This window comes from Halococcus sp. PRR34, assembly GCF_028617175.1.
In the GTDB taxonomy this organism is placed as follows: domain Archaea; phylum Halobacteriota; class Halobacteria; order Halobacteriales; family Halococcaceae; genus Halococcus; species Halococcus salifodinae.
In genome coordinates this window covers 18,125-44,946 of record NZ_JAQJDA010000001.1, presented here as the reverse complement: position 1 = coordinate 44,946, position 26,822 = coordinate 18,125, and the positions used below count along the sequence as shown (strand labels likewise).

Sequence of the window (26,822 nt, the reverse complement as noted above, 5' to 3'; positions counted from 1 at the left end):
CCATGATGGTTCCCGTGCGGTGTTTCACCTGCGGGAAGGTCGTCGGTGAGCACTGGGAGCCGTTCGAGGCTCGGGTCGAGGACGGCGAGGACCCGGCCGAGGTGCTCGACGACCTCGGCGTGGACCGGCACTGCTGTCGCCGAATGCTGGTGTCACACTCCGACCTCGTCGACATCGTGGCCCCCTATCAGTGATGGCGCAGCGCTACAATCGGTACGAGAAGGCACGGATCATCGGCGCACGGGCGCTCCAGATCGCGTACGGCGCGCCCGTGTTGGTCGGGACCGATAGTACAGAGCCGATCCTGATCGCGGCCGAAGAGTACGACGCCGGCGTGCTGCCCTTCACCGTCAATCGGGGGAAACAGTGACGCTGATCACCGAGGTCCGGCTCCGACGAGTGCTCGACTCGCGCGGGAATCCGACCGTGGAGGCCGAAGTCACCACCGAATCGGGCGGGTTCGGTCGGGCGGCCGCACCGAGCGGCGCGAGCACCGGCGCGCACGAGGCGACATCGCTGCCCGCGAGCGAGGCGATCGCGAGCGCTCGCGAACACGCCGTCCCGCGGATCGAGGGCCAGGTGTACGCCGGCGATCAGCGCTCGGTCGACGCCGCGCTGCGTGCAGCCGACGGCACCGACGACTTCGGTGAGATCGGCGCAAACAGTGCAGTCGCGATCTCGATGGCTACTGCAACCGCCGCGGCCGACGCACTCGGTGCGCCGCTGTACCAGCATTTGGGTGGGGCGTTCCGCGGGAACGAGTTCCCGACGCCGCTCGGCAACGTGATCGGCGGCGGCGAGCACGCGAATGAGGCGACCCACATCCAGGAGTTCCTCGCCGCACCGGTGGGCGCACCCAGCGTCGCGGACGCGGTGTTCGCGAACGCACAGGTCCACGCCGCAGTCGGCGAGATCCTCGCCGAGCGTGACGTCCCCGCAGCGAAAGGGGACGAGGGCGCGTGGGCACCCGCGATCGACGACAGCGAGGCGTTCGAAATCGTCGCGGAGGCCACAAAGCAGGTCGCCGACGAGGTCGGCTTCGACATCGGGTTCGGCCTCGACGTGGCGGCGACCGAACTCTACGACGCCGACGAGGGGGTCTACCGCTACGGCGACACCGAGCGGACGCCCGACGAACAGATCGAGTACGTCGCGGGTCTCGTCGACGAGTACGACCTCGTCTACGTCGAGGACCCGCTCGACGAGGAGGATTTCGAGGGATTCGCCGAACTGACTGACCAAGTCGGAACGGAGACGCTGATCTGTGGCGACGATCTGTTCGTGACGAACGTCGAGCGGCTCGATCGTGGGATCGAGGCGGGCGCGGCGAACGCGCTGCTCGTGAAGCCGAATCAGATCGGGACGCTCTCGGACGCGTTCGACGCGACCGAGCGCGCCGTCGAGAACGGGCTCGCACCCGTGATCTCGCACCGATCGGGCGAGACCGAGGACACCACGATCGCACACCTCGCCGTCGCGACCGCCGCACCGTTCGTCAAGACGGGCGCGGTCGGCGGCGAGCGCACAGCCAAGCTGAACGAACTCATCAGAACCGAGGAAACCGCATGAGCAACAACGAAGAGGGTCTCGACGCGGCCGAACGCGACATCGAGGAGGAGCCGACCGGCGAAGCCGGCGCGGAACCCGCAGAAGACCCCGCAACCGACGTCAGAGACGAATCGATCGAGGGCACGACCGACGCCGACGAGGCGGCCGCGGACGAGGCCGAAGAGGATGACGGCCCGGCGTTCGACGAGGACGTCATGTCCGGCGACGAGGCCGACCTCCTCATCCCCGTCGAGGACTACCTCGGCGCGGGCGTCCACATCGGCACCCAGCAGAAGACCGACGAGATGGAGCGGTTCATCCACCGCGTCCGGACCGACGGGCTGTACGTGCTCGACGTGGGCCAGACCGACCAGCGAATCCGAACCGCTGCCGACTTCCTCGCGAACTACGACCCCGAGGGAATCCTCGTGGCCTCCTCGCGCCAGTACGGCCGATTCCCGGCAGAGAAGCTCGCCGACGCCATCGGGGCGCGCGCCCGGACGGGCCGATTCATCCCCGGGACGCTCACCAACCCCGACTACGACGGGTACATCGAACCCGACGTGCTCGTGGTGACTGACCCGATCGGCGACGCCCAGGCCGTCACGGAGGCCATCACAGTGGGCATTCCAGTGGTCGCGATGTGTGACTCGAACAACTCCACGAGCAACGTGGATCTCGCGATCCCGACGAACAACAAGGGCCGCCGGGCGCTGTCGGTGGTCTACTGGCTGCTCGCGAACGAGACGCTCGACCGCCGCGGTGCTGACACGATGTACGAGCTCGACGACTTCGAAGAGGGCATCTGAGCCTACGTTCGTTTTTCAGCGCTCCACTCCACCAGCGACGGCGTTCGAGACGGATTCGTGTCGCCAGACATCGTCTCTGACCGTAGCGCCGATCGGCGAGCGTCGAGGCCCGATTCTCACTCGACGGCCGGGTACGGAACGACATCGACCGGCTCGTCGGGTTCGAGTGCGGTTTCGGTGAGAACGAACCCGTCGGCGAGCGTCGCTCGCGTGCTCGCCGCGACGAGCCCTGGCGCGAATCGATCCTCGTAGAGCGGGAGCGACGAGTCGACGTGACCGAGCGCCGTTGCGCGCCCGTCCTCCATGACAACCGGTACCGCGTACTCGCGGTCGGCGTCGGGCATTGCGACGTGGTGTTCGGGGGTAGTCGTGACTGTCGAAAGATCGGTTTTCCCGGTGAACAGCGGTCGCGCGACCAGCACGGCAGCGGTGTGAGCCGCGATCGGTTTTCCGGGGAGTGCGACGACGGGAGTACCATCGACCACGGCGGCCATCACAGGGCGACCAGGTCGGAGACGAACGCCCTCGAATAACGGGTCATGATCCGCGAGGGTGCTCGAAACGTGGTCTGCTGTCCCGACGCTCGTCCCGCCAGACGTGAGGACGACATCGTGGTCCGCGGCCGCGCTCTCGATCGTTTCTCGAACGGCAGCGGGATCGTCGGGCACGGTTCGTGGCTCTGCAGGAACGTGCCCCCACGATCGGACGAGGTTGGCGAGGAACTCGGAGTCGCGGTCGGGCTGTCGACCCTCGTGGATCTCGGTCCCGGTCGCGACGATCCCCACCGCAAACCGCTCGCGGACCGGAACGGTGTCGATACCGACGTCGCGGCAAAGCGCCGCGTGTCGCGGCGCGAGTCGATCGCCCGCGGCGAACAGCCGCTCGTCGGCCGTGGCGGTGGTTCCCCGACGATGAACGTTCGTTCCGGCGGCGAGTTCCCAGTCCGCGAGTCGTCCCTCCGCGACGGTCGCGTTCTCGCGTTTCAGCACTGCGTCGGTCCGTGGCGGCAGCGGTGCGCCGGTGGCGATCCGTACCGCAGTTCCAGGGCCGATGTCGGGTGGCTCGTCCTCGGGAGCGATCTCGTCGACGACATCGAGCGGTGGCTCGTCGGCGGCCGCAGCGGCGTAGCCGTCCATCGTGGCGTAGTCGTGCGGCGGGACGTCGCGGGGCGCGTGGACGTCCTCAGCGAGCACTCGCCCGGCGATCGCATCCAGTTCGACGTGCGCCGTAGCGATGTCGGCGAGCGCTGTCGATCGCGCCTCGACGACCCGTTCGACCGCCACCGAGCGGGAGACCAGCTCGCGGTTCGGCATACCGTCCCGTGGCCCGATCACGTCATATCCCTTCCGCCGGTGTCGGACGATCGGGTGATGGTATCCGGACGATCGTGCGCGCGCGACGCGAAACCATGGTAATCTTTTTCATTACATAGCGACACGCTAGGGTGAAGGTGTCTCGCACGCCTTTCGGGAGCAACTCGACACATGGAATTCAGTGGAACGTTCGAACTCGAGGACACGACCACCGAGGAGGTGTGGCTCGCGCTCTCGGATCCGGTGATGATCGAGAGCGCGCTTCCCGGATGTGAGTTTCTCGTCCGGGTCGACGAGGACGACGTCGGTTTCGACGCGCTCCGCGAGGAGCACGCCGACCGAGACGTCGAACCGACCTCGGACCCGGAGGTGATCGCCGAACGGGCGTTCGAGGAGGGAGGACGCTACGCCGCCGTCATGCAGATCAGCATCGGGCCGGTGAATCCGACGTTCGAGACGACCGTGACGATCGATCACCGCGAGCAGCCCGAGATGGAAGCGTCCGGCGAGGGCTCGGCCGGTGATAGCTCGTTCGAGATGACCTCGGGAATGGAGCTCTCGGAGACCGACGACGGCGTCGGCGTCGACTGGAAGACCGAGGCCGACGTGTTCGGCCGGATCGCTTCGATGGGCCAACGGGTCATCAATCCCGCGGCGAACCAGGTCGTGAAGCGGTTCTTTTCGTCGATCCAGGACGAGATCCGTGAGCGCGAAATCGCCGAAGGCGGCGAGGTCGAAGCCGCAGAGTCGGCCGAGGAGTCTGGTGACGATCGCGGCATCGTCGACCGAATTCTCGGTCGGTCGGAGGGCAGGTAACACACATGACAGAACACGACATCGAGGTGACGGTCAACGGCACAGCACACGAACTCACGGTCGACTCCCGGACGCTGCTGGTCCACGCCCTGCGCGACGAGTTGGGGTATACCGGGACGAACGTCGGGTGTGAAAGCTCGACCTGCGGGGCCTGTACCGTGCATCTGGACGGCGATGCGGTGAAGTCCTGTACGCTGCTCGCCGTGCAGGCCGACGGGGCCGAAATCGGGACCGTCGAGGGACTCGCCGAAGACGGCACGTACGCCCCGATTCAGGAGGGGTTCCAGAAAGAACACGGTCTCCAATGTGGGTACTGCACACCAGGGATGATGCTCTCGGCGAACGATCTCTTGGAGCGCAACCCCGATCCCGACGAGGAGGAGATCAGGGAAGCGATCGAGGGCAATCTCTGTCGGTGTACCGGCTATCAGAACATCGTGAACGCGGTCGAGTTCGCCGCCGACGAGATGAGTGCGGCGGCAGCGACCGACGGCGGCGAGGACGTGACCGAGACGACCGCCGCGGACGGTGGAGGTGACGACTGACCATGGGAATCGAAACCATCGAATCCGACGAACTCGACGTGGAATCGGTGCTCGGCTCGGCGGTCGAGCGCCGCGAGGACCCCTCGCTCATCACGGGCGAGGCCGAGTACACCGACGACATCCAGCGGCCGAACATGGCCCACATGAGTGTTCTCCGGAGCCAGTACGGCCATGCGACGATCGGCGATGTCGATACCAGCGACGCCGAAGAAATGGACGGCGTGATCGGCGTTTACACCGCCGACGACCTCGACGTCCCCGGCGAGATCCCCGTCGGCTGGCTGCTCGACAGTCTGGAGACGCCGGTCCATCCACTTCTCGCGGGCGAAACGGCGCGGTATCAGGGTGACGGGATCGCCGTGGTCGTCGCCGAGGAGCGCTACATCGCGAGCGACGCAGTCGACGCAATCGACGTCGACTACGACCGCAAGGATGCAGTCATCGACCCGAAAGAGGCTGTCGAGGACGGCGCACCAGTAGTCCACGACGATCTCGACGACAACACCGCGTTCGACTGGGAGATCGGCGACGCCGACGAGACGGATGCAGCGTTCGACGAGGCGGCCCACACCGCCGAGGTCGATCTGACGAATCAGCGGCTGATCCCGAACGCGATGGAGCCGCGAGCGACGGTCGCGGAGTACAAGCCGGGCACCGAGGAGCTGGAGGTTCACATGACCTCCCAGAACCCCCACCTCCACCGCCAGCTCATGTCGGGGGTGCTCGACGTGCCCGAACACAAGATCCACATCGTCGCGCCCGACGTGGGCGGCGGGTTCGGCTCGAAGATCCACCACTACCCTGACGAGGCGCTCGCGTCGTGGTGTGCGATGGAAACTGGAAGACCGGTGAAGTGGACCGCCACCCGTACTGAAACGTACCTCACCGACGCTCACGGCCGCGATCACATCACCCACGGCGAGCTCGCGATGGACGAGGAGGGGACGATCACTGGGATGCGCGTGAAGACCCACGCGGGAATGGGCGCGTACCTCTCGACGTTCGCGCCCGCCGTGCCGACCTATCTCTACGGCACCCTGCTCTCGGGGCAGTACGACATCCCGGCGATCCACTGCAACGTGGTCGGCGCGTTCACCAACGGCGCACCCGTCGACGCCTATCGCGGGGCCGGTCGTCCCGAAGCGCTGTACGTCGTCGAGCGGCTGATCACCCTCGGTGCGCGCGAGATGGGGATGGACCCCGCGGCGTTCAGACGACAGAACTTCGTTCCCGACGACGACTTCCCCCACCAGACGCCGGTGGCGGTGGAGTACGACAGCGGAAACTACGAGCCCGCACTCGACAAGGCGCTGGAGGCGGTCGGCTACGACGACCTCCGAGAGCGTCAGGAAGAGCTCCGCGAGGAGGGGCGGTATCTCGGGATCGGACTTTCGAGCTACATCGAGGCATGTGGTCTCGCACCCTCGGAACTCGCCGGCCAGCTCGGTGCGCAGGCCGGCCTCTGGGAGTCCGGACTCGTTCGGGTTCACCCCACCGGGAAGGTCACGGCGTTCTGTGGCACCTCGGGCCACGGTCAGGGCCACGAAACGACCTACGCCCAGATCGTCTCGGACGAGCTCGGGATCCCCTACGACGACATCGAGATCGTGGAGGGCGACACCGACGAAATCCCACAGGGGATGGGGACCTACGGCTCGCGCTCGGCAGCCGTCGGCGGCAGCGCGCTCGCGACGAGCTCGCAGAAGGTGGTCGAGAAGGCGAAGAAGATCGCCGCCCACCAACTGGAGGCGAGCGAGGAGGACGTCGAGTTCGACAACGGTGATTTCTCGGTCGCTGGCGCGCCCGAGCGCTCGATGCACATCCAGGACGTGGCCGCCCAGTCCTACCTCGCCCACGACATGCCCGACGGGATCGAGCCGGGGCTGGAGGAGACCTCCTTCTACGATCCCGACAACTTCGTGTTCCCGTTCGGGACCCACATCGCAGTCGTGGAGGTCGATCCCGACTCGGGCGAGATCGAGTTCGAGAACTACGTGGCCGTCGACGACGTCGGCCCACAGATCAACCCGAAGATCGTCGAGGGGCAGGTCCACGGCGGCGTCGCCCAGGGGATCGGCCAGGCGCTCTACGAAGGGGCCGAGTACGACGACAACGCACAGTTGGTGACGGGATCGATGCAGGACTACACGGTGCCGAAGGCCGAGCACATCCCGACAATGGAAACCGATTCGACGGTGACGCCAAGCCCGCACAACCCACTCGGCGTGAAAGGCGTCGGCGAGGCGGGGACCATCGCGGCCCCCCAGGCCGTCGTCAACGCGGTGACGGACGCGCTCCAACCGTTCGGCATCGACCACATCGACATGCCGCTCACGAGCGAGACGGTCTGGCAGGCAGTGAACGACGGCGCTGCGGCCGACGAGGGCGGGGCTGGTGGCGAGGCGGTTGCAGACGGTGGCGAGCAGAGCGAGTCATCCGGGGGTGAGGACTGATGTACCCCGACGAGTTCGACTACTACGAGGCCGGAAGCGTCGGAGAGGCGCTCGACCTGCTCGACGAGCATTCGGGGGCGGAGACGGAGCTGCTCGCCGGCGGTCACAGCCTGCTCCCGGCGATGAAAACCGGTCTGTCGAGCCCCGACGTCCTGATCGACATCAGCGGCATCGACGCGATGAACGGCATCGAAGTCGACGGGGACACGCTCTCGATCGGCGCGATGACCCGATACAGCGATCTCGTCGAGTCCGACGCAGTCGCCGAGCACGCGCCGGCGCTGGCGGAGGCAGTCCGCCAAGTCGGCGATGTGCAGGTTCGCAATCGGGGAACGATCGGCGGCAACCTCGCCCACGCCGACCCGGCGGCGGACCTGCCGGGCGCGGCGCTCGCCTCGGATGCGACCCTCGTGATCGAGGGCTCGGATGGGGAGCGCTCGATCTCGGCCGATGACTTCTTCTTCGGAATGTACGCCACCGATGTCGGCCCCGACGAACTCCTCACACGAGTGGAGATCCCGTCGGCCGACGGCAGAGTCGGCGCGTACGCGAAGAAGCCGAGTCCCTCGTCGGGCTACGCGATGGTCGGCGTCGCCGCGTTGATAGAGGCCGACGGCGGGACCGTCGAATCCGTCAGGGTCGGCGCGAACGGCGTGATGGACCACGGGGTTCGACTCGGCCCCGTCGAGGACGCCCTTGCAGGCGGGTCGCTCGACGCCGATACGATCGCGACCGCCGCAAGCCACGCTGGCGACGATCTCGACGAAGACATGATGATGTCGGATCTCCAGGCGTCGAACGAGTTCCGCGCCCAACTGCTGGAGGTGTACACCGAGCGGGCGCTGACCGCAGCGATGGATCGCACCGGCGGATCCGCGGCGGCCGACTGACGCCCGCGTTCAGTTCAGTCCGTCGCTTCTCGTCGCCTGCTGGCGACGAACCGATTATACGTCTCGATCCCTTGTGATAGGTGAGAACGCGTGTCACTACCGACAACCGACACGAGTCGACGTGGAGCCGCCCCCTCCCACCCGAGTCGGTTTCGGGAGTCGAAGCTGCGAACGGACCGTCGTCAGCGATCCACGATGCCGAACCGGGTGATCGGATGACCGACGATCGCACCGCCGCGTTCGCCGACGCGACCGAGGCGGATGTCCGGGCAGCGTTCGACGCGGAGAGCTACGTCGCGGGCGACGAGATCAGTACGACCGTTTCGCTCGCGCTCCGGCTCGGCAAGCCACTGCTCGTCGAGGGCGAGCCGGGCGCGGGGAAGACCGAACTCGCGAAGGTGCTGGCCGGCGGGTTCGACGCCGACCTGATTCGCCTCCAGTGTTACGAAGGGCTGACGGCCGAGAGCGCGCTCTACGAGTGGAACTACACCAAACAGCTGCTCGCGGTGCAGGCCGCCGGCGGTCCCGGAGCGGGAGCGCCGGGTACTGGCGACGGGACCGAGAACGACCCGGAACGGGCGGACGACTCGGTGTTCGCCGAGGAATACCTCCTCGAACGGCCGCTGTTGCGCGCGCTTCGCGGCGACGAGCCACGAGTGCTCCTGATCGACGAGGTCGATCGGGCCGACGAGGCGTTCGAGGCACTCTTGCTCGAAGTGCTCTCGGACTTCCAGGTGAGCGTTCCCGAACTCGGCACCGTGCGGGCGGAAACGCCGCCGATCGTGGTTATCACCTCGAACCGGACCCGTGGCCTCTCGGACGCGCTCAAGCGTCGGTGTCTGTACCTCCACGTCGCGCCGCCATCCATGGAGAAAGAGCGGGCGATCCTCGAACGCAAAGTGCCGGAACTCGACGGGAGAGTGGCCGTCGAACTGTGCGGGATGGCGGGTCGGCTCCGCGAGGAACCGCTGCTCAAGCCGCCCGGTGCGGCAGAAACCATCGACTGGGCCAGAGCGGTCGCTGCGCTCCGTCACGATGGTGCCGATGGATCGATCGACCGCGACGAGATCAGAAACACGCTCGGCTGTCTCCTGAAGGAAGTGGAGGACATCAAGCGCGTCGACGACGACCTGCTCGCAACGCTGCTCGACGCCGCCGAGACGGCCCGTGCGGAGGCCGACTGATGGCCGACGAACCGCGGGCCGACGAGTTCGACATCCCGGATGACGGTCCCACGATCGACGGGGTCGGCCTCTTCGAAACGAACGGTGCCGACGTTCCGGATTTCGTCGCCGCGCGCGATCACGTTCGCGACGAACTCGTCCGGTTCGTGCGCGCACTCCGACGAGCAGGTGCGGACGTGCCCGCGAACGCCGCGACGACCGCCGCCCGGGCGCTGGTCGTCGTCGGATTCGACGACCGCGAGCGTGCGCAGACGGCGCTCCGGGCGTGCCTCGTCACCGATCACGCCGATCGGACGACGTTCGACGACCTGTTCGGCGAGTTCTGGCGACGGCTGACCGCGGGCCTCGATTCGAGCGGGCCGGCAGAGCGAGCCGACGACGGCCCCGACGGTGGGTTCACCCCGCCCGACGCCGAACCTGCCTCGGAAGATCCCGAACGCGCTGGCGAGGAGAGCGACGACGAGACCGAGGAAGGTGACCGTGATCGAGAACGGTGGGACCACGGTGCGGTCGTGGGGCGCGGCGAGAACGCGGCCGACAAGGAAGAGACGACGACCGCGCACTACAGCCCGACCGGCCGGCGAACTGTGGTTTCCGTTCCCGGTGTCGCGGATGGGGGACTCGGCGGTGCGTTCCAGGGGTTGACGGACGCGCTCGCCGAGCTGGCGGGCCGGCAGTGGGGGCGTGGCGACGACACGCCCGATGTCCGGCGCGCGCTCCGGGCCAGCGTCGGGACCGGCGGAACGGTCGTCGACATCCCCGAACGCGAGCGCCGCCGGACTGCGGTCCGGGCGTGTCTCCTCGTCGACGTGAGCCGATCGGTGCTCGACGTGCTCGATCGATCGTTTCTGATCGAGTTCCTCCGACGAGCCACGGCAGAGTGGCGCGACGTGCGCATTTTCTTCTTTGACGAGGGCATTCGCGAAGTCACCGAGTCGTTCGACGCTCGAAGTTCGAAAGCGGCGCTCGACGCGCTCGATCGCGCCGAGACCGAGTGGGGCGGTGGGACCAGGATCGGCGCGTCGCTCGTACAGCTCCGCACGGATTCCCCCGAGGCCGTCTCGCGCGAGTCGGCGGTGTTCGTGCTCAGCGACGGGCTCGAAATGGGTGACGTCCCGACCCTCGAACGCGAGGCGGCGCAGCTCTCGCGGCGCGCCGGTGCGGTGTTCTGGCTGAACCCGCTCGCGGCCTCCGTCGAGTACGAGCCGACCGCCCGTGGAATGGCCGCTGCACTACCGTACGTCGACGGGCTGTTCGCCTTCAGCGGTCCCGACGACCTCGGCGAGATCGCGCGCCAGCTCGATCGCCGGGGCCAGCATGGCCGGATCGGCTACGAGTACGACCCCCGGCGCACCGAATCGAACCACCACTCGACGACACACTACTCGACGACACATCCCACATCATGACCGACACGAACTGGAGCGTTCCCGAGACCGAAGTCCTCTCCGCCGTCGGCGACGCGCTCGCCGCCGGCCGCGAGGCCGTCCTCGCGACGGTCATCGACGTCGAGGGCAGCGCCTACCGACGGCCCGGTGCGAAGATGGTGATCGAGGACGGCGAGAGCGCGGGCTCGGTCACCGCCGGCTGCCTCGAAGACGAGGTTCGCTCGATCGCCGCCGAGGTCCGCGCTGCGGGCGAGCCACGTGTCGAGACGTTCGATCTCACCGGCGACGACGGGACGTGGGGCCTCGGCATGGGCTGTAACGGAATCATCACGATCCTCCTCGAATCGATCGACGAGAGCCACCGGCCGGTCGTCGAGCGGGCCGCTGACGGCGGCGACGTCGGCGTCGTCACGGTCGTCGATGGCGACCGCCCGCGCGGCGAGCGCGGGTACTACACCCCCGAGGACGGATTTGCGGGCGACCTTCCCGAGTGGCTCCGTGCGGAACTCTCCGAACCGACCGCAGCGCTGCTCGATCGGGGCGAGGCCGACACGCTGCAGATCGATTGCGACGAAGGATCGGCCGAGGTGTTCGTCGACGGGATCGAGGCTCCGCCACACCTCGTGGTGTTCGGATCCGGCCCCGACGTCGGCCCGGTGGTCGATCTCGCGAAACGGGCGGAGTTTCGGGTGACGGTGGTGGGGTTCCGCGGTGCGCAGGCGACTGCCGATCAGTTCCCCGCCGCCGACGCCGTGCTCGCGAGTTCGCCGGCGAGCGTCGAGAGCGTGGTCGCGTTCGATCCCGACACCTACACGGTCGTGATGACGCACAACTTCGTCGACGACCGGATCGTGCTCGAAGCACTGCTCGACACGCCGGTTCCCTACATCGGGCTCATGGGTCCCGAAGAGCGCTTCGAAGAGCTACTCGACGCGTTCGCCGAGGATGGTGCTACGCTTCCGGAGGACGCTTTCGATCGGATCTACACCCCGATTGGCCTCGATCTCGGCGGCGACTCACCGTACCGGATCGCCTACAGCATCGTTGGCGAACTCCTCGCGGTCGCGAACGACCGGACGCCCCAGCATCTCTCCGAGCACGAGGGGCCGATCCACGACCGCATCACGGCCGATCCGGAGACGGCGGACCGAACCGCTCCCGAGTGACCGGTCGGACGATCGTTCGACCAACCCATAGACGATCACGCTTCGGTGGAGTCGCAAATACTGTTAGGCCCCCCACCAGAGGGAGTGCATGGCTGTCTCCAGCGCCCCCGGGAAGGTCTATCTCTTCGGCGAGCACGCGGTGGTCTACGGCGAACCCGCGGTGCCGTGCGCGGTCGAGCGCCGAGCCACGGTCGACGTCACCGCGCGCTCGGACGGGCGACTCCGGGTCGATGCCGCCGACCTCACGCTCGACGGGTTCACTGTCGAGTACGGCGGCGACGGCGCACCCGATGTCGACGTTCCCGAATCGCTCGTCGAAGCGGCGACGGGCTACGTCGACGGCGCGGTCGAACAGGCCCGTGAAGCGGCCGACGCACCCGAGATCGGCTTCGACGTCGCCATCGAGAGTGCGATCCCGCTCGGAGCGGGATTGGGCTCGTCCGCGGCGGTGGCCGTCGCCGGGATCGACGCCGCGACCCGTGAGCTCGGCGTCGAACTCCCTCCCAAGGAGCTCGCCGAGCGGGCCTATCGGGTCGAACACGCGGTCCAGGACGGCGAGGCCTCGCGCGCGGACACGTTCTGCTCGGCGATGGGCGGCGCGGTACGAGTGGAGGGCGAGGACTGTCGGCGGCTCGACGCGCCCGCGCTCCCGTTCGTGATCGGGTACGACGGCGGCGCGGGGGACACCGGCGCACTCGTCGCGGGCGTGCGCGAACTCCGCGAGGAGTACGACTTCGCTGCCGACACCGTGAGCGCGATCGGCGACCTCGTCCGCCAGGGCGAGCGCGCGCTCGATGCAAACGATCTCGACGAGGTCGGCCGACTGATGGACATGAACCACGGTCTGCTGAACGCGCTCGGGGTTTCGGCGCGCTCGCTCGACGCAATGGTGTGGGCCGCCCGCGAGGCGGGTGCGCGCGGCGCGAAGCTCACCGGCGCTGGCGGGGGTGGCTGTGTGGTCGCACTCGACGAGACCGAGGCCACCCGGACCGCGCTCCACTACACCCCAGGCTGTGAGGAGGCGTTCCGAGCGGAGCTCGATACTGAGGGCGTGCGCCGGGAGGACGGATGACCGATTCGACGCGACGGCCGCCCCAGCCGATGCGGGCGGTCCGAACGGTCCCGGCCCGCGTTTCATCGCGAGTCGAGGGAGAGGATGGGAGCTTCGAGCGCGTATCGGCCCGGAGGGCCGACCGCGCGCATGCGGGCCTGGGGCCCCCACGAGCAAAGCGAGCGGGGGCTCGTCGGACGAGCGTAGCGAGTCCGACGGTGGAATCGCAAAGGGCGAGCGGGCTCCGGGAAGCACGACGACACAAGCACCGGAGCGAGGGAGCGAAGCGACCGAGTGAGGAGCGCAGCGAGAGCGAGGCGCGACCGCAGGGAGCGCCTCGGAAAAGCGAGCGGCGTAGCCGCGAGCAGCCGCGCAACTGGAGCGCGCGAGGGATTTGCCACACCGTCGTCACGTCGAACATCAGAGCAATCACAGCCGGAGTTCACACGCCATGACGACCGTCCTCAAACTCGGCGGAAGCGTCATCACCGACAAGGCACAGCCCGAAACACTCGACGAGGCAAACCTCGCTCGTGCCGTCGATGCAGTGGCAGATCACGACGAGCCCCTCGTTCTCGTCCACGGCGGCGGGAGCTTCGGTCATCACCACGCGAGCCAGCACGGCCTCAGCGACACGACCGGCAGCCACGACCCGGAAGCGGCGCTCGCGGTCCACGGCGCAATGGGGGAGTTGAACGACGCCGTCGTGAGCGCGCTCAACGAGTGCGACGTTCCCGCGCTGCCGATTCATCCGCTTTCGGCCGGCGCGCGCGACGACGCGGGGGAGTTCGCGTTCGCAACTGACAGCGTCAAGACGCTGCTCGCCGAGGGGTTCGTGCCCGTGGTCCAGGCCGACGTGATCGCCCATGCGGGCCGCGGCGTGACGATCATGAGCGGCGACGAGCTCGTGGCCGTGCTCGCGGAGCACGTCGAGGCCGACCGAGTCGGGCTGTGCTCGGGGGTTCCCGGCGTGCTCGATAGCGACGGCGACGTGATCGACCGGATCGCGTCGTTCGACGCGGTCGCCGAGGCGCTGGGTGGCAGCGATGCAACCGACGTGACGGGTGGCATGAGTGCGAAAGTCCGGACGCTGCTCGGTATGGAGACGCCGGCGTGGGTGTTCGGGATCGACGGCTTGAAAGGGTTCTTGGACGGCGAATCGCCAGGAACGAAGATCCGAACGGACGGATGATTCGTCGGTGAGCACCGTCGCTACGACTGCGACGAATCGGCGGTCGGATCCATCGTATCGAGGCCCGCAGCATCGGCCACCGAGACCAACTCGGCGTCGGCACAGACGAACGAGAGGCTCTCGATATCGTCGTACACGCTCAATGCAGCGGACAGTTGCAGACTGTCCAGCGTGCGGAGGTCGTCTTCGAGAACGAGGGCGAACGAATGGTCGAACAGCGCCTCGTCCATCGGGATGATCCGGAAGTCGGCGAGGGCCTCGTGGAAAAACGTCGAGAGGAGACCCTCGACAGCGTTCTCGGGGATCTCGTTCCTGTTTTGCTTCCGGCGGAACGCGGAGACCGTTTCGATCACCGATAGCGACGTGATGACGACGGTGATCTCCTCGTCCTCGATGAGTGTGTCGACGACCGGCGTTCCGGGTTCGTCGGCGTAGCGCTTGACGAGGCGGATGTATCGAAGAACGCGTGCTCCACGACAGTTATACCCGTTCGTCGCGGTTCCGACGGACGGTCTCCGCGAGCGACTCGTCGGTTGCCGTGCGGCGACGGAGTGTCTTCAGGTCTTCCGGCCGTTCGTGCTCCGCAACGAACGATTCCATCCGTTCTCTGAGGGCTGCGGTCCGTGACTTCTTCGACAGCTGTCGCCCCAGGAGCTCGAACTCGTCGACAGCATCGCTCATACGCTTCGTTCTCGCTCCGATCGCAAACCGCTTTCGCCACGATGTGTAGCGCACTCGGACGGTTTGGCTCTCGACCCCGCGCTGCGATCGAGTGTCGCCGGAGTGTGTCACGTGGCAACGATAGCATCAAGCGCCTGTAGTCGAGCCACGGGGTTTATACCATCACCGGCCCGTAGCTACCCGCATCCGAGAGACCGCCCCGGGTGCGGTCGGGGCGGCCGGGCGGGTCACGCGACCTCGCCAGCCGGCATTCGAGACTGTTCGCGGGGCGGCTCGGGAGTGATAACTATGGAAATCGATATTGCAACGATCGGCGGCTACGAGGAAGTCGGCCGACAGATGACGGCCGTGCGGGCGGGCGACGACATCGTGGTGTTCGACATGGGCCTCAACCTCTCGAAGGTCCTGATCCACGACAACGTCGAAACCGAACGGATGCATAGTTTGGATCTGATCGACATGGGCGCGATCCCCGACGACCGGGTGATGAGCGATCTGGATGGCGAAGTCCAGGCGATCGTCCCCACCCACGGCCACCTCGATCACATCGGGGCTATCTCGAAGCTCGCCCACCGCTACGACGCGCCGGTGGTCGCGACACCGTTCACGATCGAGCTCGTCAAACAGCAGATCGAGAGCGAGGAGAAGTTCGGGGTCGGCAACGACCTCGTGAAGATGGACCCCGGCGAGTCGATGGAGATCGGCAACGGGCTCGATCTGGAGTTCGTGAACGTCACGCACTCGATCATCGACGCGATCAACCCCGTGCTCCACACGCCCGAGGGTTCGATCATCTACGGCCTCGACAAGCGCATGGACCACACGCCGGTGATCGGCGATCCGATCGACATGGACCGCTTCGGCGAGATCGCTCGCGAGGGCGAGGGCGTGCTGTGTTACATCGAGGACTGCACGAACGCCGGTCGGAAAGGTCGGACGCCGAGCGAGCAGCACGCGCGCAATCACGTCAGGGACGTGATCTACAGCATGGAGGACTACGACGGCGGGATCGTCGCCACCACCTTCTCCAGCCAGATCGCGCGCGTGACGAGCCTCGTGGAGTTCGCGAAGGACATCGGCCGGCAACCCGTCCTACTCGGCCGGTCGATGGAGAAGTACTCTGGTACTGCGGAACGCCTCGACTTCGTCGACTTCCCCGACGACCTCGGGATGTTCGGTCACCGCCAGTCGGTCGATCGAACGTTCAAGCGGATCATGAACGAGGGCAAGGAGAACTTCCTGCCGATCGTGACGGGCCATCAGGGCGAGCCGCGCGCAATGTTGACCCGGATGGGCCGGGGCGAGACGCCCTACCAGCTCGACGAGGGCGACAAGGTCATCTTCAGCGCACGGGTCATCCCCGAGCCCACCAACGAGGGCCAGCGCTACCAGTCCGAGCAACTCCTCGGAATGCAGGGCGCACGGATCTACGACGACGTCCACGTGTCGGGCCACCTGTCCCAGGAGGGCCACTACGAGATGCTCCAGACGCTTCAGCCCCACCACGTGATCCCGGCGCACAACGATCTCGAACATCTCGCGCGCTACATCGACCTCGCCGAGGAGCAGGGCTACGAACTGGGGCGTGACATCCACGCCTCGCGCAACGGCAACGTCATCTCGCTGGTCGAATGAGCAACGAGGCGGCGGTGCTCGACGCGGTCGCAGCCCGGCGTGAGCTGATCGACGATGCGCTCGTCGAGCGCCTGCCGATCCAGGAGCCTGAACGCCTCTATCACGCCTCGCGTCACCTCATCGACGCCGGCGGCAAGCGCCTCCGTCCCGCCGTTACCCTGCTCGTCGCCGAGGCACTCACGGGTATCGAACCGTCGAACGCGAACTACCAGGCGGTTCCGACCTTGGATGAGGCCAACGCCGAGAGCGTTGGCGCTGAGACGGGCGTCGGCACCGGCGATGGCGCGGACAGCACGACCATCGACGTGATGGCTGCGGCGACCAGCATCGAGACGATCCAGTCGTTCACCCTGATCCACGACGACATCATGGATGCGGACGACCTCCGGCGGGGCGTTCCGTCGGTCCACCGGGCGTACGACGACGAAACAGCGATCCTCGCCGGTGACACGCTCTACGCCAAGGCGTTCGAGTTCATGCTCGAGGCGGGCGCTCCCCCCGAACGCACCGTCGAGGCGCTCTCGGAGCTCGCTCGCACCTGCACGCTGATCTGCGAGGGGCAGTCGCTCGATGTCGCCTTCGAGAGTCGGACGGACGTGACGACCGACGAGTACATCCACATGGTCGAGCAGAAGACGGCAGTGCTGTACGCGGCGGCCGCGCGGGCTCCCGCCGTCCTGCTCGGAGCCGACGACGCGACCGCCGACGCGCTCTATCAGTACGGCCTCGACGTCGGCCGTGCGTTCCAGATCCGCGACGACGTGCTGGATCTCACGGTGCCGAGCGAACAGTTGGGCAAACAGCGTGGCAGCGATCTCGTGGAGGGAAAGCGGACCGCAGTCACGCTCCACGCGCGCGAGCAGGGTGTCGACGTCGAGAGGTTGATCGACGCCGACGACCCCGAGGCGGTGGACGAGGCGGCGATCGACGCGGCCGTGGCACGCCTCGAAGACGCCGGCAGCATCGAGTACGCACGGACGCTCTCGCGCGATCTCGTCGACCGCGGGAAGGAACGGCTCGACGTCCTCCCCGACTCGGCTGCCCGCGATCACCTCCGCGGACTCGCCGAATACCTCATCGAACGCGGCTACTGACCGAAAACAAGCAGTGGCAGGGTGGAGTTGCTCGGATCGAATCGCCTGCGATTACCCTTCGACTGCACTGCCCGCTCGCACGATCTGCTCCTCGCCGAACGCCGGACCGATGAACTGAACCCCCACAGGAAGCCCGTCAGCGGTCCCGGCGGGCACCGAGATCGCGGGGAGGTCGGCGAGGTTCACCGGGACGGTGTTGGCATCCATCAGGTAGAGCTGGAGCGGATCGTCGAGGCTCTCGCCGAGTTTCGGCGGCAGAACGGGCATCGTCGGACTCGCGAGCACGTCCGCATCGGCGAGCGCGCCATCGAAGTCCCGCTTGATCCACGCGCGGGCGTCCTGGGCTTTCTTGTAGTATTTGTCGTGGTAGCCCGCCGAGAGGGCGTACGTGCCGAGCAGGATCCGGCGCTTGACCTCCGGCCCGAAGCCAGCCTCGCGTGAGCGCGCGAACGCGTCGTTCCAGTCGCCGTCGAACCCACCCGATCGCCCGTACCGAACGCCGTCGAACCGAGCGAGGTTCGAGGAGGCCTCCGACATCGCGATGACGTAGTACGCCTGCACGGCGTGAGCGAGCGATTCGAGTTCGATCTCGCGGATCTCGGCTCCCTGGGCGGCGAGATCGTCGATGGAGTCCTCGAAGACCGACCGCACCCGGTCGTCGGCTCCCTCGACGAGATCGGTGAGGACGCCGACGGTCATTCCTTCGACATCGTCGTCGGCAGCGGCCGCGTAGTCCGAGTCGTCGCCGCGATCACGGGTCGTCGCGTCGCGCTCGTCCGCTCCCGCGATGACGTCGAGGAGTTCGGCGGCCTCTTCTACTGTGGGCGCGAGTGGGCCGATCTGTTCGAGGCTATTGGCGTAGGCCACGAGCCCGTACCGCGAGACCAGGCCATATGTGGGCTTGATTCCGACGACGCCGCAGAACGCGGCGGGACACCGCACCGAGCCGCCGGTATCGGTGCCGAGCGCGAGATCGGCCTCGCCCGCGGCGACCGCCGCCGCGCTTCCGCCGGACGAACCGCCAGGTACCCGCTCGTCGTCGACGGGATTCGTCGTTGGCCCGAAGTGAGAGGTCTCGGTGGTAGTGCCCATCCCGAACTCGTCCATGTTGGTCTTTCCCTCGATCGTCGCGCCTGCCTCTTTCACCCGTTCGACCACGGTGGCGTCGTACGGTGGGACGTACTCTTCGAGCATCGCCGAGCCACAGGTGGTTCGCACACCGTCGGTCGAGATGTTGTCCTTCACCGCTATCGTCCGGCCGGCGAGCGGTCCCGACGATTTACTCTCGATTTCCTCGCGGGTGATGAACGCGTCGTGGCTCATCCGACGGGTGGCCCCTCGAAGTAGCCGTCCTCGGTGTCTGGTGCGTTCCGCAGCGCCTCGTCCTGGGTGAGTCCGGTGCGCACCTCGTCCGTCCGGAGAACGTTCGTGAGATCCGGTTCGGATTCGACCTCGGGGACCTCGTCGAGCGTCTCGAAGTAATCGAGGACTGCGGCGAACTGCGTGGCGAACGCCTCGACCTCGTCCTCGGCGAGATCGACCCGCGCGAGGCCGGCGACGTGGCGGACCGCGGCCGGGTCGACACTCCCGTTGCTCATATCCTCACGGGAACTGCGCCGGCACTAAGGGTTTCGATAGCGCCGGCCGGTAGTGTTCAGATAAGCGATGCTGATCGAGGAGACCACGGCGGGTGGGACTGAGCGGAGCCGAAGGCTCCGCGAGGGTCGGAAGACGCTTCGCGTCTTCCGGGACTGAAAGGGGCGGCCGGCTCAGGGAACCCAGATGAAGCAAGAACCGCAAGGAGCGAAGCGACTGAGGATCGTGGTTCGAGAGAGCTTCGCTCTCTCGTCATCACGAAAGACGCTACGCGTCTTTCGAACGACAGCGAGTCCTTGGACTGAGCCGATCGGGGCTTTCGAACCGGTTGCGGTTGCTGTCGCTGTCTCAAGCTCCACTGCTTATCTGAACACGACCACCTCGTGTTGGGAAAGGTATTTACGACAGGGGTATCACTGGTTACTCAGAAGCTGAGTAACTATGGGATCGCAAGCAACTACCGAGGACGATGCGTCGGAGGAAACGCCCGACGACCGGCATCTCGACGGCGTCGCGGACGGCTGTGGGTGTACCGAGATCTGGGAACACCTGAGCGAACAGCGTGCGGCCGACGACTGACTGGTTTCGGATAATGGCATGACCGAGCGTGAGGTGGACAGCAATCGGGAGACGACAAACGTCCTTCCACTGCTCGACGAGCTCCGGATCATCGCGCGGAACGGGTTGACCTATGACGGCGACCCGCACGATTCCTACGACAAAGAGCGCTACGAGCGGATACTCCACCTCGTGAGCGAGTGGTACGGCAAAACGCTGAAACTGCCGCCCGACGACGTCCACGAACGACTCACCATCGAGGAGTTCGGGGCGATTACGCCGAAAGTGGGAGCCACGGCCGCCGTTTTCGACGACGATAGTCGAATCCTACTGATCGAACGGGTGGACAACGGTAAGTGGGCGGTCCCCGGTGGACACGCGATGTCCGGTGAATCGCCGACGGAGACGGCGATCCGTGAGCTGCGTGAGGAGACGGGTTTCGACGCTCGGATCGTCGAACTAGTCGATGCCTATTGGATCGACGCACCCGACGCCTACGGTCCACACGGCGCTGTCACGCTCCTCTATCGGTGTGAGATCACCGGGGGAGAACGACGAACATCGCGAGAAAGCGACACCGTCCGCTATCGCGATATCGAGAACGTCTCGGTCTGGCACGGCAAGGCTCGTCGGTACGCGCTTGACGCACGCGAAACGTGGCTCGATGGCTGAAGCGACCACCGATCGGGAGCGGTAACAAAGGCTTTTGCGCGCGCGCCGCCGAACCCCGGAAAATGGTCGATCGCGGCGAGGTCTGTGTGTTGCTCCCGACATACGAGGAAGCCGCGACCATCGGCGACGTCATCGCAGCGTTCCGTGATCGCGGTTTCTCGAACGTGCTCGTCGTCGACGGCCACTCGACCGACGGAACACAGGAGATCGCTCGCGAGCACGGCGCGCGCGTCCTCACTCAGTCAGGTCGTGGCCGCGGCGCTGGCAAAGGCCAAGCGGTCCGAGAAGGGGTCGCCCGCGCGGACGCACCGTACGTCCTTCTGCTCGACGGCGACGGCACCTATCGGCCGGAAGACGCCGACGCGCTGCTCGAACCCCTGCTGAGCGGGGAAGCCGAACACGTCATCGGCGATCGGTACGCCGACATGGCCGACGGCGCGATGACCCGGCTCAACGGCGTCGGCAACCGGCTGATCAACCGTGCGTTCCAGTACATCCACGGCCGCGATCTCGGCGACATCCTGAGCGGCTATCGTGCGTTCACGACCGCCTCCTTCGAGCGGTGTAACCCCGCCTCGGAGGGGTTCGGTATCGAGACCGAGCTCGCCGTCGAGTGTGTCAAGCGTGGAATCGCGACCACGGTGGTCCCGATCCGGTACCGGGCGCGCCCCGACGGCTCGGAAACCAACCTCAGACCCGTTCGCGACGGCGGGAAGATCCTCTTGACGCTCTACCGGCTCGCGAAGACCAACAACCCGCTCTTTTATTTCGGCAGTGCGGGCGGTCTCGCGGGGCTCGTCGGAGCCGTCGTGGCCGCGTACGTCGCCATCGAGTGGGTCACGCTCGGGATCTCCCACGAGGTGCTCGCGGTCGCGTCGGCCTTCGCGATCATCGTCGGCGTCCAGCTGGTGATGTTCGGTGTGCTCTCGGACATGATCCTCGCGATCAACCGCGAGCAGACTCGGCGGTTCGAGGAGCTCGTCGGTCGCCGTCGTGCCGACCGTCCACCGTCGCCAGCACCGCCCACACAGTCGAAGGCCGATGACGACGACAACGACAGCGGTCCCACCACCGAGTCGGGTTCCGGCCGTCCGCTAGTCACCGAACGTGGCGAATCGGGGGACGAACATCACCGGAAACGCCGAGCACGAAACGACGGTGGCGAGAGCGAGGCCGTCGAGCCGGAAACGGACGGTGAGCAGCCGACCGACTAAAACAGCGATCGGAGCCGTTCGAGGAGTCCCGAGGGGCCGGACTGACGGCGTTCCTCGAAGACGGGATGGAGCGCGTCGAGTAGTTCGTCCTCGGAGTCGAAGCGATCCTGAGTGACCTGCTCAAGCGCCGCGGAGAGCGCCATCGAGCGGCCGGATGGATCGTACGGCACGTCGGGATCGTCGAGCGCTCGGACGATCTCGCTCTCATCGGCGGGAAAGGCGAGATCGGCACGATCGAGCCGGTCGTCGAGCGCGGCGATCCCGAACGCGAGAGTGTCGGGCTCCTCGGCATCGTCCTGTGGCGGTCGTGCGGCCATACCCGGCCATACCGGTCGAGCGACGAAAGTCCTGCGTCCCAACCCAACGACTATCCCCCGCGGTCGCCTTTCCTCGCCGTGACCGACTACACCACCGTCTCGATCCCGAAGGATCTCGCCGATCGGGTCGAGGAGACCATCGAGGGGACGAGCTTCCAGTCGACCAGCGACCTCGTGCGATTCTTACTTCGGAGCATCGTGATCCAACACCAGAAACAGGGCGAGCTTACTGAAGCTCAGTTCGACGAGATCGCCAAACAGCTCCAGGATCTCGGCTACCTCCAGTAGTCACTCGGGGAACTCCGCGGGCGGCGCGCCGGCGAGGCGTTCGAGCGGCTTTCGCGTGCCGACGCGCGAAAACACCGCGAGCGAGTCGGCCTCCCACGGCGGCACCGCGACGAACACCACTCCGTGGAGGTCGTCGGTTCGGGTGAGTTCGAGGCTCCCCTGCGGATGCGAGACGAACCGCCCCTGGGTTTGGCCCGCGGGCGTGCCGAGATCCATCCCGAACACTGCTGATACCGACCCGCCCGCTTCCGGGAAGTAGAAATGCGTGAACACGGGCGTCTCGGGCGGGAGTTCCGGTTCGGTCGCGGACCGCTCCTCGCCTTCGAGATCGTCGGCTGGCGTGACCGCAAGCCCGATCGTTACCGATTCCGGCTCGGCCTCGCGCGCGAAGCTCAGCAGTGCCTCGACGAGCCCGTGAGTCGCGTACACCACGTCGTCGGGTCGATCGGCGTGCGACATGATCTTGATACCTTACCCCGAGAGGAACAGCCGCGCAGTCTTGGCGTACAGCGACGGTGCACGCCGCCGCGAACCGTCGAGTGCCGTCGAGAGCGCCCGGCTCGCGTCCTCGTGGACCCCAGCGCCGTGACCGACGAGAACACGATCGGGCGCGAACCCCCGAAACGACCGCCGCGGCGGGAGTAGTCGTAGCGCTGGGTGGACACCGAGCCGCTCGGTGTCAGTCCGGACGTACTCCGCAGTACCGAGCGCTTCCGAAACCACGAGCGTCCCCTCGTCGGCGTGATACAGCGCCGCCTCCTGCCACAGCGGCGTCGAAACTTTCCGGAGCCGATAGCCCGAGTCGCCGAGCTGGCTCGAAAACCGCTCGACGGGTGCATCGATATCCGATTCGACCCCGGTCATCCACGACGGGACGTGAACCGACACGTCGTGGCGTCGCGCGAGCTTCGCGGCGTCGCGTTTGTGGCGATCGAGCAGGATCACGACGCCCGCAACCGTCCCGAACTCCGCGAGGAGGTCGTCGAGACCGGCCGCATCGACCGGATCGACGAGCCAGACGCCATCGTCGGTCGCGAGCGCGTGGCTCGCACGCTGCATTCGTTCGTCGGGGTAGGCGATCCAGCCGACGCCGCCGTCGAAGCGGTCGATCTCTTCGTACTCCGCCCGGCCGGAGCCTTTCATCGACATGGACCCGCTTGGAACCCGTGGCGCATGAGAGCGTCGGTGGGTGGGACGTTTATGTCATCCCGGACCGTTCGCCCCGCATGATCACGACCATCGAGTGGCTCGCGCTCGAAGTCAAATACCTCGATCGCGCGAGCGCGTTCTATCGTGATCACCTCGATCTCGATACTGTCGTGGAGCGCGACGACGAGATCGCGCTCGCCGTCGGCGACACTGACTTCGTGCTCCGCCGGCCTGCGGCTCTACCGCGCGGCGGCCTCCACACCCACTACGCGCTCTCGATCCCTGCCGCCGAGTACGACGCGTGGTACGACCGACTCGCCGAAACGTTCGATCTCGACGAACACACGTTCGGGAGCGCGCGCTCGCTGTACTTCTATGACACCGAGGGGAACTGCGTCGAACTCGGCGAGACCGAGGCGGCGGGCACAGGGGTACTCGGGGTGTTCGAAGTCGTTCTCGAAGTCGCGGATCTCGACCGTGCCGAGGCGTTCTACACCGCGCTCGGGATGGAGCCAGTCGATCGTGGGGGCGAGCGCCGGCGGGTCCGACTCGATGCCGGCCCGTTCGCTCTCGAACTCTGGGAACCCCAGTTGGGCATCGCCGACGCGCGCGGTGGCGTCCACGTCGACTTGGGACTCGGCGTCGACGACCCCGAGACGACACTCGAACGGGTCGAGGATCGAGTTTCAGCCGTGGAGCCCACCGACGAGGGGATCCGGGTTCGGGATCCGAACGGACACGTACTGACCTTCGTGTGAACCGGTCGTCGCCAGGCGAGCTACCCGAATCGGTCCCGGAGATCCCCTCTATCGATCTTCCCGGTCGCAGTGAGTGGAAACTCGTCGACGAACTCCACCCGATCGGGAACCTCGTGGCTCTCCAGTTCCCGCTCGCAGGCGCGCTTGATCTCGGCCGCCGACACCGACCCCTCGCTGCGACGCTTGACGACCGTCGTCACCGACGCCCCGCGGACATCGTCCACCGTATCGATGATCGCGACCTTCTGGACGGGGTCGATCTCGTAGATCACTTCCTCGATCTCGCGCGGCGAAACGTCCCCACATCCCGTCGTGAACATGTCCTCGATCCGGTCGACGACGAACAGGAACCCGTCCTCGTCCATCCACCCGATATCACCGGATGCGAGCCACCGCTCTCCGTCGCGTTCGACGAAGTTGTTCTCGGTGACCTGACGCTTGTTGTACCGGGGAGTGACCGTATCGCCGCGCCAGAGCAACTCCCCGCGTGCGCCACGTTCGACCGCATCGCCGGTTCGTGGGTCCTCGATACGGAGGGCGACCGCTTCGGTTGCCGGCCGGCCGACGCTGCCTGGCTTGCGCCCCGCCGATCCGGGATGGTTGAACGCCGACAGTGGCGTCGTCTCGGTCATGCCGTACCCTTCGAGCAGCGTACAGTCCAGTGCTCGTTCGACTTCGTCGATTCGCTCTTTCGGCATCGGTGAACCACCGACGCCGAGCGCCTGTAGACTAGAGACGTCGTACCCGTCGAGTCCCTCGTAATCGAGGAGCTCGACGACCATCGTCGGAATCAGAAAGGTGTAGGTGACGCCGTAGCGCTCGATCGCGGCCAGCGCGGCCTCGATGTCCCATGCTTCGAGTAGGTGATTTTCGGCCTCTAGGGCGATGAACGGCGTCGTGGTGACGTTGAGCCCGGTCACGTGAAAACAGGGACACACCGTCAACGCCACGTCCTCACGGCTCCACTCGTTGTAGTTGATGAAGCCGTTGGCGTTCGCGTCGAGGTTGCCGTGGGTGTGATAGACGCCCTTCGGTGCGCCGGTCGTTCCGCTCGTGTACAGCAATTCGGCCAGTTCCTCGGAGCGCCGGGGCGTCACGTCGTACTCCGACGCCCCCCTGTCGAGGAGATCGGCGTAAGCGTGGGTCGTCGGTTCGCCTTCGCGATCCGCGGTCCGACGATCGGCGGTGACGACGCCGACCGCGTCGCTGTCGGACAGTACGTACCGGGTCTGCTGGTCGGTGAACCGCGTGTTGACCGGTACCGGGACGGTCCCGCATTTCATCGCGCCGAGATAGGCACAGACGAACGCCACGCCGTTCGGCATATCGACCGCCACCCGGTCGTCGGTTTCGACGCCGCGTCGCTCCAGCGCATCGGCGACGCGATCCGATCGCTCGGAGAGCTCCCGAAACGTGAGCGATCGGGTCCGGTCGCCGACCGCCAACGCCTCCGGCGCGTTCCGCGCCGCGGCGTCGGCGTAGTTGGCGAAGTTCACGTTCCTTCTGTTTGGTACGTGTTGGCAAATGTTTTTCGCGCATTCGTTGATACGTAACACAACCCACAACTATATCCTGTGTCAGCAAGACAGAACGGTGCTACCGATCGTCGATTTTTGTCCGGCAATACCGGACAGACGAGTCACGAGAACGTTCCGAGCCGACCCTCACTTCTGGGCGAAGATGAGGTTCGCCCGTATCTCGTCGGCAGACTCTCGCACCGTATCGACGAGTGCGGAGTCCCGTGGATCGGTCGCGAACTGGTCGGTGGTGCTGTAGACCGCGATGGAACCGTGGACCTCGGTGTCGGTGACGATCGGTGCGGCGATGCCCGTCATGCCCGCGATCAGCTCCCCGTCGTCGACGGCGTAGCCGTCCTCGCGGATCCGCGCCAGCTCGGTGGCGAGGTCGGTCTCGTCGGTGATCGTGGCGGGCGTTCGCGGCGGAAGCCCGTGTTCGGCGAGGACGTGTTCGACTTTCTCCTCGTCGAGATGTGCGAAGATCGCTTTTCCCGGTGCGTTCGTGTGGAGGTGGGCGTGACGCGGATACGTCGTCGCCTGCTGGGAAAGGGTCTCTCGCTGCCAGCGCGACGCCAGCAACAGCGCACAGCGGCCGTGTTCTACCGTGACCAGCTGGACGTGGTGTCGCTCGTCAGTGGTCTCGAACAGGCCGAGCGTCTCCTCGCGGCCCTGAACGAACAGATCGTGGTGGTTGCGGGCGATCTCACCCACGTGGAGGAACTGCATGCTCAGTCGGTACGTTCCACCCTCGTTGACCACGTCTCCGACTTGCTCTAGCGTCCGGAGGTGATCATGAGCCGTACTCTTGGGAACGTCGAGCGCCGTGGCGACCTCGGTCACCCCGGCCCTTCCTCGGTCGACGAGTAGCTCGATGACGTCGTGAGAGAGCTTGACCGCTGCGACGGGATGGGATGTCACGGAGAATGTCAGGCTCCGTTCCCGCTTAGTCTGTTCGGTAATACCGGACAGTTTATGGCGTGATGATTAG

30 protein-coding genes are annotated in these 26,822 nt (G+C 66.5%); 20 read left to right on the top strand and 10 right to left on the bottom strand.

Annotated elements, in window-relative coordinates; genetic code table 11:
- The first annotated feature begins 2 nt into the window (after positions 1–2).
- From PHA81_RS00245 to rpsB, 4 genes are read left to right on the top strand one after another with little or no spacing between them, the layout of a single operon-like run.
- Positions 3–194 (top strand): DNA-directed RNA polymerase subunit N, encoded by a 192-nt coding sequence (locus tag PHA81_RS00245; protein ID WP_005043256.1) that lies wholly within the window; start codon positions 3–5, stop codon positions 192–194.
- Positions 194–370, top strand: coding sequence for a DNA-directed RNA polymerase subunit K (locus tag PHA81_RS00240; RefSeq protein WP_005043254.1), 177 nt, complete (start codon positions 194–196; stop codon positions 368–370). Before PHA81_RS00245 ends, PHA81_RS00240 begins: the two co-directional genes overlap by 1 nt.
- A complete protein-coding gene (gene eno / locus PHA81_RS00235) occupies positions 367–1,569 on the top strand; it encodes a phosphopyruvate hydratase (RefSeq protein WP_005043253.1) in 1,203 nt (400 codons plus the stop codon). The genes PHA81_RS00240 and eno overlap by 4 nt, the downstream gene beginning before the upstream one ends.
- On the top strand, positions 1,566–2,357 hold the full coding sequence (gene rpsB / locus PHA81_RS00230; protein WP_005043252.1) for a 30S ribosomal protein S2: 792 nt from the start codon (positions 1,566–1,568) through the stop codon (positions 2,355–2,357). The genes eno and rpsB overlap by 4 nt, the downstream gene beginning before the upstream one ends.
- Before the next feature lie 116 nt (positions 2,358–2,473).
- Here rpsB and PHA81_RS00225 read toward each other — a convergent pair whose 3' ends face one another.
- Positions 2,474–3,670, bottom strand: a complete 1,197-nt coding sequence (locus tag PHA81_RS00225; RefSeq protein WP_005043251.1) for a molybdopterin molybdotransferase MoeA — start codon at positions 3,668–3,670, stop codon at positions 2,474–2,476.
- Between the two features lie 171 nt (positions 3,671–3,841).
- Between PHA81_RS00225 and PHA81_RS00220 the strand changes: the two genes are divergently transcribed.
- The 9 genes from PHA81_RS00220 to PHA81_RS00180 all read left to right on the top strand — a co-directional run bounded on the left by PHA81_RS00220 (position 3,842) and on the right by PHA81_RS00180 (position 14,355).
- Positions 3,842–4,486 (top strand): SRPBCC domain-containing protein, encoded by a 645-nt coding sequence (locus PHA81_RS00220; protein ID WP_005043249.1) that lies wholly within the window; start codon positions 3,842–3,844, stop codon positions 4,484–4,486.
- Positions 4,487–4,491: 5 nt separating this feature from the next.
- On the top strand, positions 4,492–5,031 hold the full coding sequence (locus tag PHA81_RS00215; RefSeq protein ID WP_005043247.1) for a (2Fe-2S)-binding protein: 540 nt from the start codon (positions 4,492–4,494) through the stop codon (positions 5,029–5,031).
- Between the two features lie 2 nt (positions 5,032–5,033).
- Positions 5,034–7,484 carry a molybdopterin cofactor-binding domain-containing protein gene (locus PHA81_RS00210; protein WP_273834578.1) on the top strand — a complete coding sequence of 817 codons (2,451 nt, stop codon included), beginning with the start codon at positions 5,034–5,036 and terminating at the stop codon, positions 7,482–7,484.
- A complete protein-coding gene (locus PHA81_RS00205; RefSeq protein WP_005043242.1) occupies positions 7,484–8,374 on the top strand; it encodes a xanthine dehydrogenase family protein subunit M in 891 nt (296 codons plus the stop codon). Before PHA81_RS00210 ends, PHA81_RS00205 begins: the two co-directional genes overlap by 1 nt.
- 215 nt (positions 8,375–8,589) lie before the next feature.
- Entirely contained in the window at positions 8,590–9,558 is a 969-nt protein-coding gene (locus PHA81_RS00200; RefSeq protein WP_049910094.1) for a MoxR family ATPase, read from the top strand.
- Positions 9,558–10,967 carry a VWA domain-containing protein gene (locus PHA81_RS00195; protein ID WP_005043239.1) on the top strand — a complete coding sequence of 470 codons (1,410 nt, stop codon included), beginning with the start codon at positions 9,558–9,560 and terminating at the stop codon, positions 10,965–10,967. Before PHA81_RS00200 ends, PHA81_RS00195 begins: the two co-directional genes overlap by 1 nt.
- Positions 10,964–12,112: an XdhC/CoxI family protein gene (locus tag PHA81_RS00190; protein WP_273834573.1), complete on the top strand. Its 1,149-nt coding sequence runs from the start codon at positions 10,964–10,966 to the stop codon at positions 12,110–12,112. The genes PHA81_RS00195 and PHA81_RS00190 overlap by 4 nt, the downstream gene beginning before the upstream one ends.
- Before the next feature lie 88 nt (positions 12,113–12,200).
- Positions 12,201–13,184 (top strand): mevalonate kinase, encoded by a 984-nt coding sequence (mvk, locus tag PHA81_RS00185; protein ID WP_005043237.1) that lies wholly within the window; start codon positions 12,201–12,203, stop codon positions 13,182–13,184.
- Between the two features lie 430 nt (positions 13,185–13,614).
- Positions 13,615–14,355 (top strand): isopentenyl phosphate kinase, encoded by a 741-nt coding sequence (locus PHA81_RS00180; protein ID WP_005043236.1) that lies wholly within the window; start codon positions 13,615–13,617, stop codon positions 14,353–14,355.
- Between the two features lie 20 nt (positions 14,356–14,375).
- On the opposite strand, the gene PHA81_RS00175 is transcribed toward PHA81_RS00180, so the two are convergent.
- Entirely contained in the window at positions 14,376–14,708 is a 333-nt protein-coding gene (locus PHA81_RS00175; RefSeq protein ID WP_005043235.1) for a type II toxin-antitoxin system VapC family toxin, read from the bottom strand.
- 127 nt (positions 14,709–14,835) lie between these two features.
- The gene (locus PHA81_RS00170) at positions 14,836–15,036 is read right to left on the bottom strand and encodes a hypothetical protein (protein WP_005043234.1); all 201 of its coding nucleotides are present in this window, start codon (positions 15,034–15,036) and stop codon (positions 14,836–14,838) included.
- 288 nt (positions 15,037–15,324) lie between these two features.
- Here PHA81_RS00170 and PHA81_RS00165 point away from each other — a divergent pair, with 288 nt between their 5' ends.
- Together PHA81_RS00165 and PHA81_RS00160 are read left to right on the top strand one after the other, a co-directional pair.
- On the top strand, positions 15,325–16,671 hold the full coding sequence (locus tag PHA81_RS00165; RefSeq protein WP_005043232.1) for an RNase J family beta-CASP ribonuclease: 1,347 nt from the start codon (positions 15,325–15,327) through the stop codon (positions 16,669–16,671).
- On the top strand, positions 16,668–17,765 hold the full coding sequence (locus tag PHA81_RS00160) for a polyprenyl synthetase family protein (protein ID WP_005043231.1): 1,098 nt from the start codon (positions 16,668–16,670) through the stop codon (positions 17,763–17,765). The genes PHA81_RS00165 and PHA81_RS00160 overlap by 4 nt, the downstream gene beginning before the upstream one ends.
- 51 nt (positions 17,766–17,816) lie before the next feature.
- Here the strand turns inward: PHA81_RS00160 and gatA are convergent, their stop codons facing one another.
- Both gatA and gatC read right to left on the bottom strand, forming a co-directional pair.
- On the bottom strand, positions 17,817–19,088 hold the full coding sequence (gene gatA, locus PHA81_RS00155) for an Asp-tRNA(Asn)/Glu-tRNA(Gln) amidotransferase subunit GatA (protein WP_005043230.1): 1,272 nt from the start codon (positions 19,086–19,088) through the stop codon (positions 17,817–17,819).
- Entirely contained in the window at positions 19,085–19,363 is a 279-nt protein-coding gene (gene gatC / locus PHA81_RS00150; protein ID WP_005043229.1) for an Asp-tRNA(Asn)/Glu-tRNA(Gln) amidotransferase subunit GatC, read from the bottom strand. Before gatC ends, gatA begins: the two co-directional genes overlap by 4 nt.
- A gap of 439 nt (positions 19,364–19,802) precedes the next feature.
- On the opposite strand from gatC, the gene PHA81_RS00145 reads away from it, so the two are divergent.
- From PHA81_RS00145 to aglJ, 3 genes are all read left to right on the top strand, one after another.
- Positions 19,803–19,940: a hypothetical protein gene (locus PHA81_RS00145; RefSeq protein ID WP_005043228.1), complete on the top strand. Its 138-nt coding sequence runs from the start codon at positions 19,803–19,805 to the stop codon at positions 19,938–19,940.
- Positions 19,941–19,958: 18 nt separating this feature from the next.
- On the top strand, positions 19,959–20,591 hold the full coding sequence (locus tag PHA81_RS00140) for an NUDIX hydrolase N-terminal domain-containing protein (protein WP_005043227.1): 633 nt from the start codon (positions 19,959–19,961) through the stop codon (positions 20,589–20,591).
- Positions 20,592–20,653: 62 nt separating this feature from the next.
- Complete coding sequence (gene aglJ / locus PHA81_RS00135) at positions 20,654–21,805, top strand: S-layer glycoprotein N-glycosyltransferase AglJ (RefSeq protein WP_005043226.1); 1,152 nt, start codon at positions 20,654–20,656, stop codon at positions 21,803–21,805.
- On the opposite strand, the gene PHA81_RS00130 is transcribed toward aglJ, so the two are convergent.
- Positions 21,802–22,122, bottom strand: coding sequence for a hypothetical protein (locus PHA81_RS00130; protein WP_005043225.1), 321 nt, complete (start codon positions 22,120–22,122; stop codon positions 21,802–21,804). The genes aglJ and PHA81_RS00130 overlap by 4 nt on opposite strands.
- 78 nt (positions 22,123–22,200) lie before the next feature.
- Between PHA81_RS00130 and PHA81_RS00125 the strand changes: the two genes are divergently transcribed.
- The gene (locus PHA81_RS00125; RefSeq protein WP_005043224.1) at positions 22,201–22,410 is read left to right on the top strand and encodes a ribbon-helix-helix domain-containing protein; all 210 of its coding nucleotides are present in this window, start codon (positions 22,201–22,203) and stop codon (positions 22,408–22,410) included.
- Here PHA81_RS00125 and PHA81_RS00120 read toward each other — a convergent pair whose 3' ends face one another.
- Both PHA81_RS00120 and PHA81_RS00115 read right to left on the bottom strand, forming a co-directional pair.
- Positions 22,411–22,869: a hypothetical protein gene (locus tag PHA81_RS00120; protein ID WP_005043223.1), complete on the bottom strand. Its 459-nt coding sequence runs from the start codon at positions 22,867–22,869 to the stop codon at positions 22,411–22,413.
- Positions 22,870–22,881: 12 nt separating this feature from the next.
- Positions 22,882–23,559: a hypothetical protein gene (locus tag PHA81_RS00115; RefSeq protein ID WP_005043221.1), complete on the bottom strand. Its 678-nt coding sequence runs from the start codon at positions 23,557–23,559 to the stop codon at positions 22,882–22,884.
- A 77-nt stretch (positions 23,560–23,636) separates the two neighbouring features.
- Here PHA81_RS00115 and PHA81_RS00110 point away from each other — a divergent pair, with 77 nt between their 5' ends.
- Positions 23,637–24,317 carry a VOC family protein gene (locus PHA81_RS00110; RefSeq protein ID WP_005043220.1) on the top strand — a complete coding sequence of 227 codons (681 nt, stop codon included), beginning with the start codon at positions 23,637–23,639 and terminating at the stop codon, positions 24,315–24,317.
- Between the two features lie 20 nt (positions 24,318–24,337).
- Here PHA81_RS00110 and PHA81_RS00105 read toward each other — a convergent pair whose 3' ends face one another.
- Both PHA81_RS00105 and PHA81_RS00100 read right to left on the bottom strand, forming a co-directional pair.
- The gene (locus PHA81_RS00105; protein ID WP_005043218.1) at positions 24,338–25,813 is read right to left on the bottom strand and encodes a class I adenylate-forming enzyme family protein; all 1,476 of its coding nucleotides are present in this window, start codon (positions 25,811–25,813) and stop codon (positions 24,338–24,340) included.
- Positions 25,814–25,981: 168 nt separating this feature from the next.
- On the bottom strand, positions 25,982–26,752 hold the full coding sequence (locus PHA81_RS00100) for an IclR family transcriptional regulator C-terminal domain-containing protein (RefSeq protein ID WP_005043217.1): 771 nt from the start codon (positions 26,750–26,752) through the stop codon (positions 25,982–25,984).
- Positions 26,753–26,822: the final 70 nt, after the last annotated feature.

What these genes read in the sequence shown, in the direction of transcription:
- PHA81_RS00245 (WP_005043256.1), top strand. Translation starts at nt 3, where the DNA reads ATGATGGTTCCCGTGCGGTGTTTCACCTGCGGGAAGGTCGTCGGTGAG.
- PHA81_RS00240 (WP_005043254.1), top strand. Translation starts at nt 194, where the DNA reads ATGGCGCAGCGCTACAATCGGTACGAGAAGGCACGGATCATCGGCGCA.
- rpsB (WP_005043252.1), top strand. Translation starts at nt 1,566, where the DNA reads ATGAGCAACAACGAAGAGGGTCTCGACGCGGCCGAACGCGACATCGAG.
- PHA81_RS00225 (WP_005043251.1), bottom strand. Translation starts at nt 3,670, where the DNA reads ATGCCGAACCGCGAGCTGGTCTCCCGCTCGGTGGCGGTCGAACGGGTC.
- PHA81_RS00220 (WP_005043249.1), top strand. Translation starts at nt 3,842, where the DNA reads ATGGAATTCAGTGGAACGTTCGAACTCGAGGACACGACCACCGAGGAG.
- PHA81_RS00215 (WP_005043247.1), top strand. Translation starts at nt 4,492, where the DNA reads ATGACAGAACACGACATCGAGGTGACGGTCAACGGCACAGCACACGAA.
- PHA81_RS00210 (WP_273834578.1), top strand. Translation starts at nt 5,034, where the DNA reads ATGGGAATCGAAACCATCGAATCCGACGAACTCGACGTGGAATCGGTG.
- PHA81_RS00205 (WP_005043242.1), top strand. Translation starts at nt 7,484, where the DNA reads ATGTACCCCGACGAGTTCGACTACTACGAGGCCGGAAGCGTCGGAGAG.
- PHA81_RS00200 (WP_049910094.1), top strand. Translation starts at nt 8,590, where the DNA reads ATGACCGACGATCGCACCGCCGCGTTCGCCGACGCGACCGAGGCGGAT.
- PHA81_RS00195 (WP_005043239.1), top strand. Translation starts at nt 9,558, where the DNA reads ATGGCCGACGAACCGCGGGCCGACGAGTTCGACATCCCGGATGACGGT.
- PHA81_RS00190 (WP_273834573.1), top strand. Translation starts at nt 10,964, where the DNA reads ATGACCGACACGAACTGGAGCGTTCCCGAGACCGAAGTCCTCTCCGCC.
- mvk (WP_005043237.1), top strand. Translation starts at nt 12,201, where the DNA reads ATGGCTGTCTCCAGCGCCCCCGGGAAGGTCTATCTCTTCGGCGAGCAC.
- PHA81_RS00180 (WP_005043236.1), top strand. Translation starts at nt 13,615, where the DNA reads ATGACGACCGTCCTCAAACTCGGCGGAAGCGTCATCACCGACAAGGCA.
- PHA81_RS00170 (WP_005043234.1), bottom strand. Translation starts at nt 15,036, where the DNA reads ATGAGCGATGCTGTCGACGAGTTCGAGCTCCTGGGGCGACAGCTGTCG.
- PHA81_RS00165 (WP_005043232.1), top strand. Translation starts at nt 15,325, where the DNA reads ATGGAAATCGATATTGCAACGATCGGCGGCTACGAGGAAGTCGGCCGA.
- PHA81_RS00160 (WP_005043231.1), top strand. Translation starts at nt 16,668, where the DNA reads ATGAGCAACGAGGCGGCGGTGCTCGACGCGGTCGCAGCCCGGCGTGAG.
- gatA (WP_005043230.1), bottom strand. Translation starts at nt 19,088, where the DNA reads ATGAGCCACGACGCGTTCATCACCCGCGAGGAAATCGAGAGTAAATCG.
- gatC (WP_005043229.1), bottom strand. Translation starts at nt 19,363, where the DNA reads ATGAGCAACGGGAGTGTCGACCCGGCCGCGGTCCGCCACGTCGCCGGC.
- PHA81_RS00145 (WP_005043228.1), top strand. Translation starts at nt 19,803, where the DNA reads ATGGGATCGCAAGCAACTACCGAGGACGATGCGTCGGAGGAAACGCCC.
- PHA81_RS00140 (WP_005043227.1), top strand. Translation starts at nt 19,959, where the DNA reads ATGACCGAGCGTGAGGTGGACAGCAATCGGGAGACGACAAACGTCCTT.
- aglJ (WP_005043226.1), top strand. Translation starts at nt 20,654, where the DNA reads ATGGTCGATCGCGGCGAGGTCTGTGTGTTGCTCCCGACATACGAGGAA.
- PHA81_RS00130 (WP_005043225.1), bottom strand. Translation starts at nt 22,122, where the DNA reads ATGGCCGCACGACCGCCACAGGACGATGCCGAGGAGCCCGACACTCTC.
- PHA81_RS00120 (WP_005043223.1), bottom strand. Translation starts at nt 22,869, where the DNA reads ATGTCGCACGCCGATCGACCCGACGACGTGGTGTACGCGACTCACGGG.
- PHA81_RS00115 (WP_005043221.1), bottom strand. Translation starts at nt 23,559, where the DNA reads ATGTCGATGAAAGGCTCCGGCCGGGCGGAGTACGAAGAGATCGACCGC.
- PHA81_RS00110 (WP_005043220.1), top strand. Translation starts at nt 23,637, where the DNA reads ATGATCACGACCATCGAGTGGCTCGCGCTCGAAGTCAAATACCTCGAT.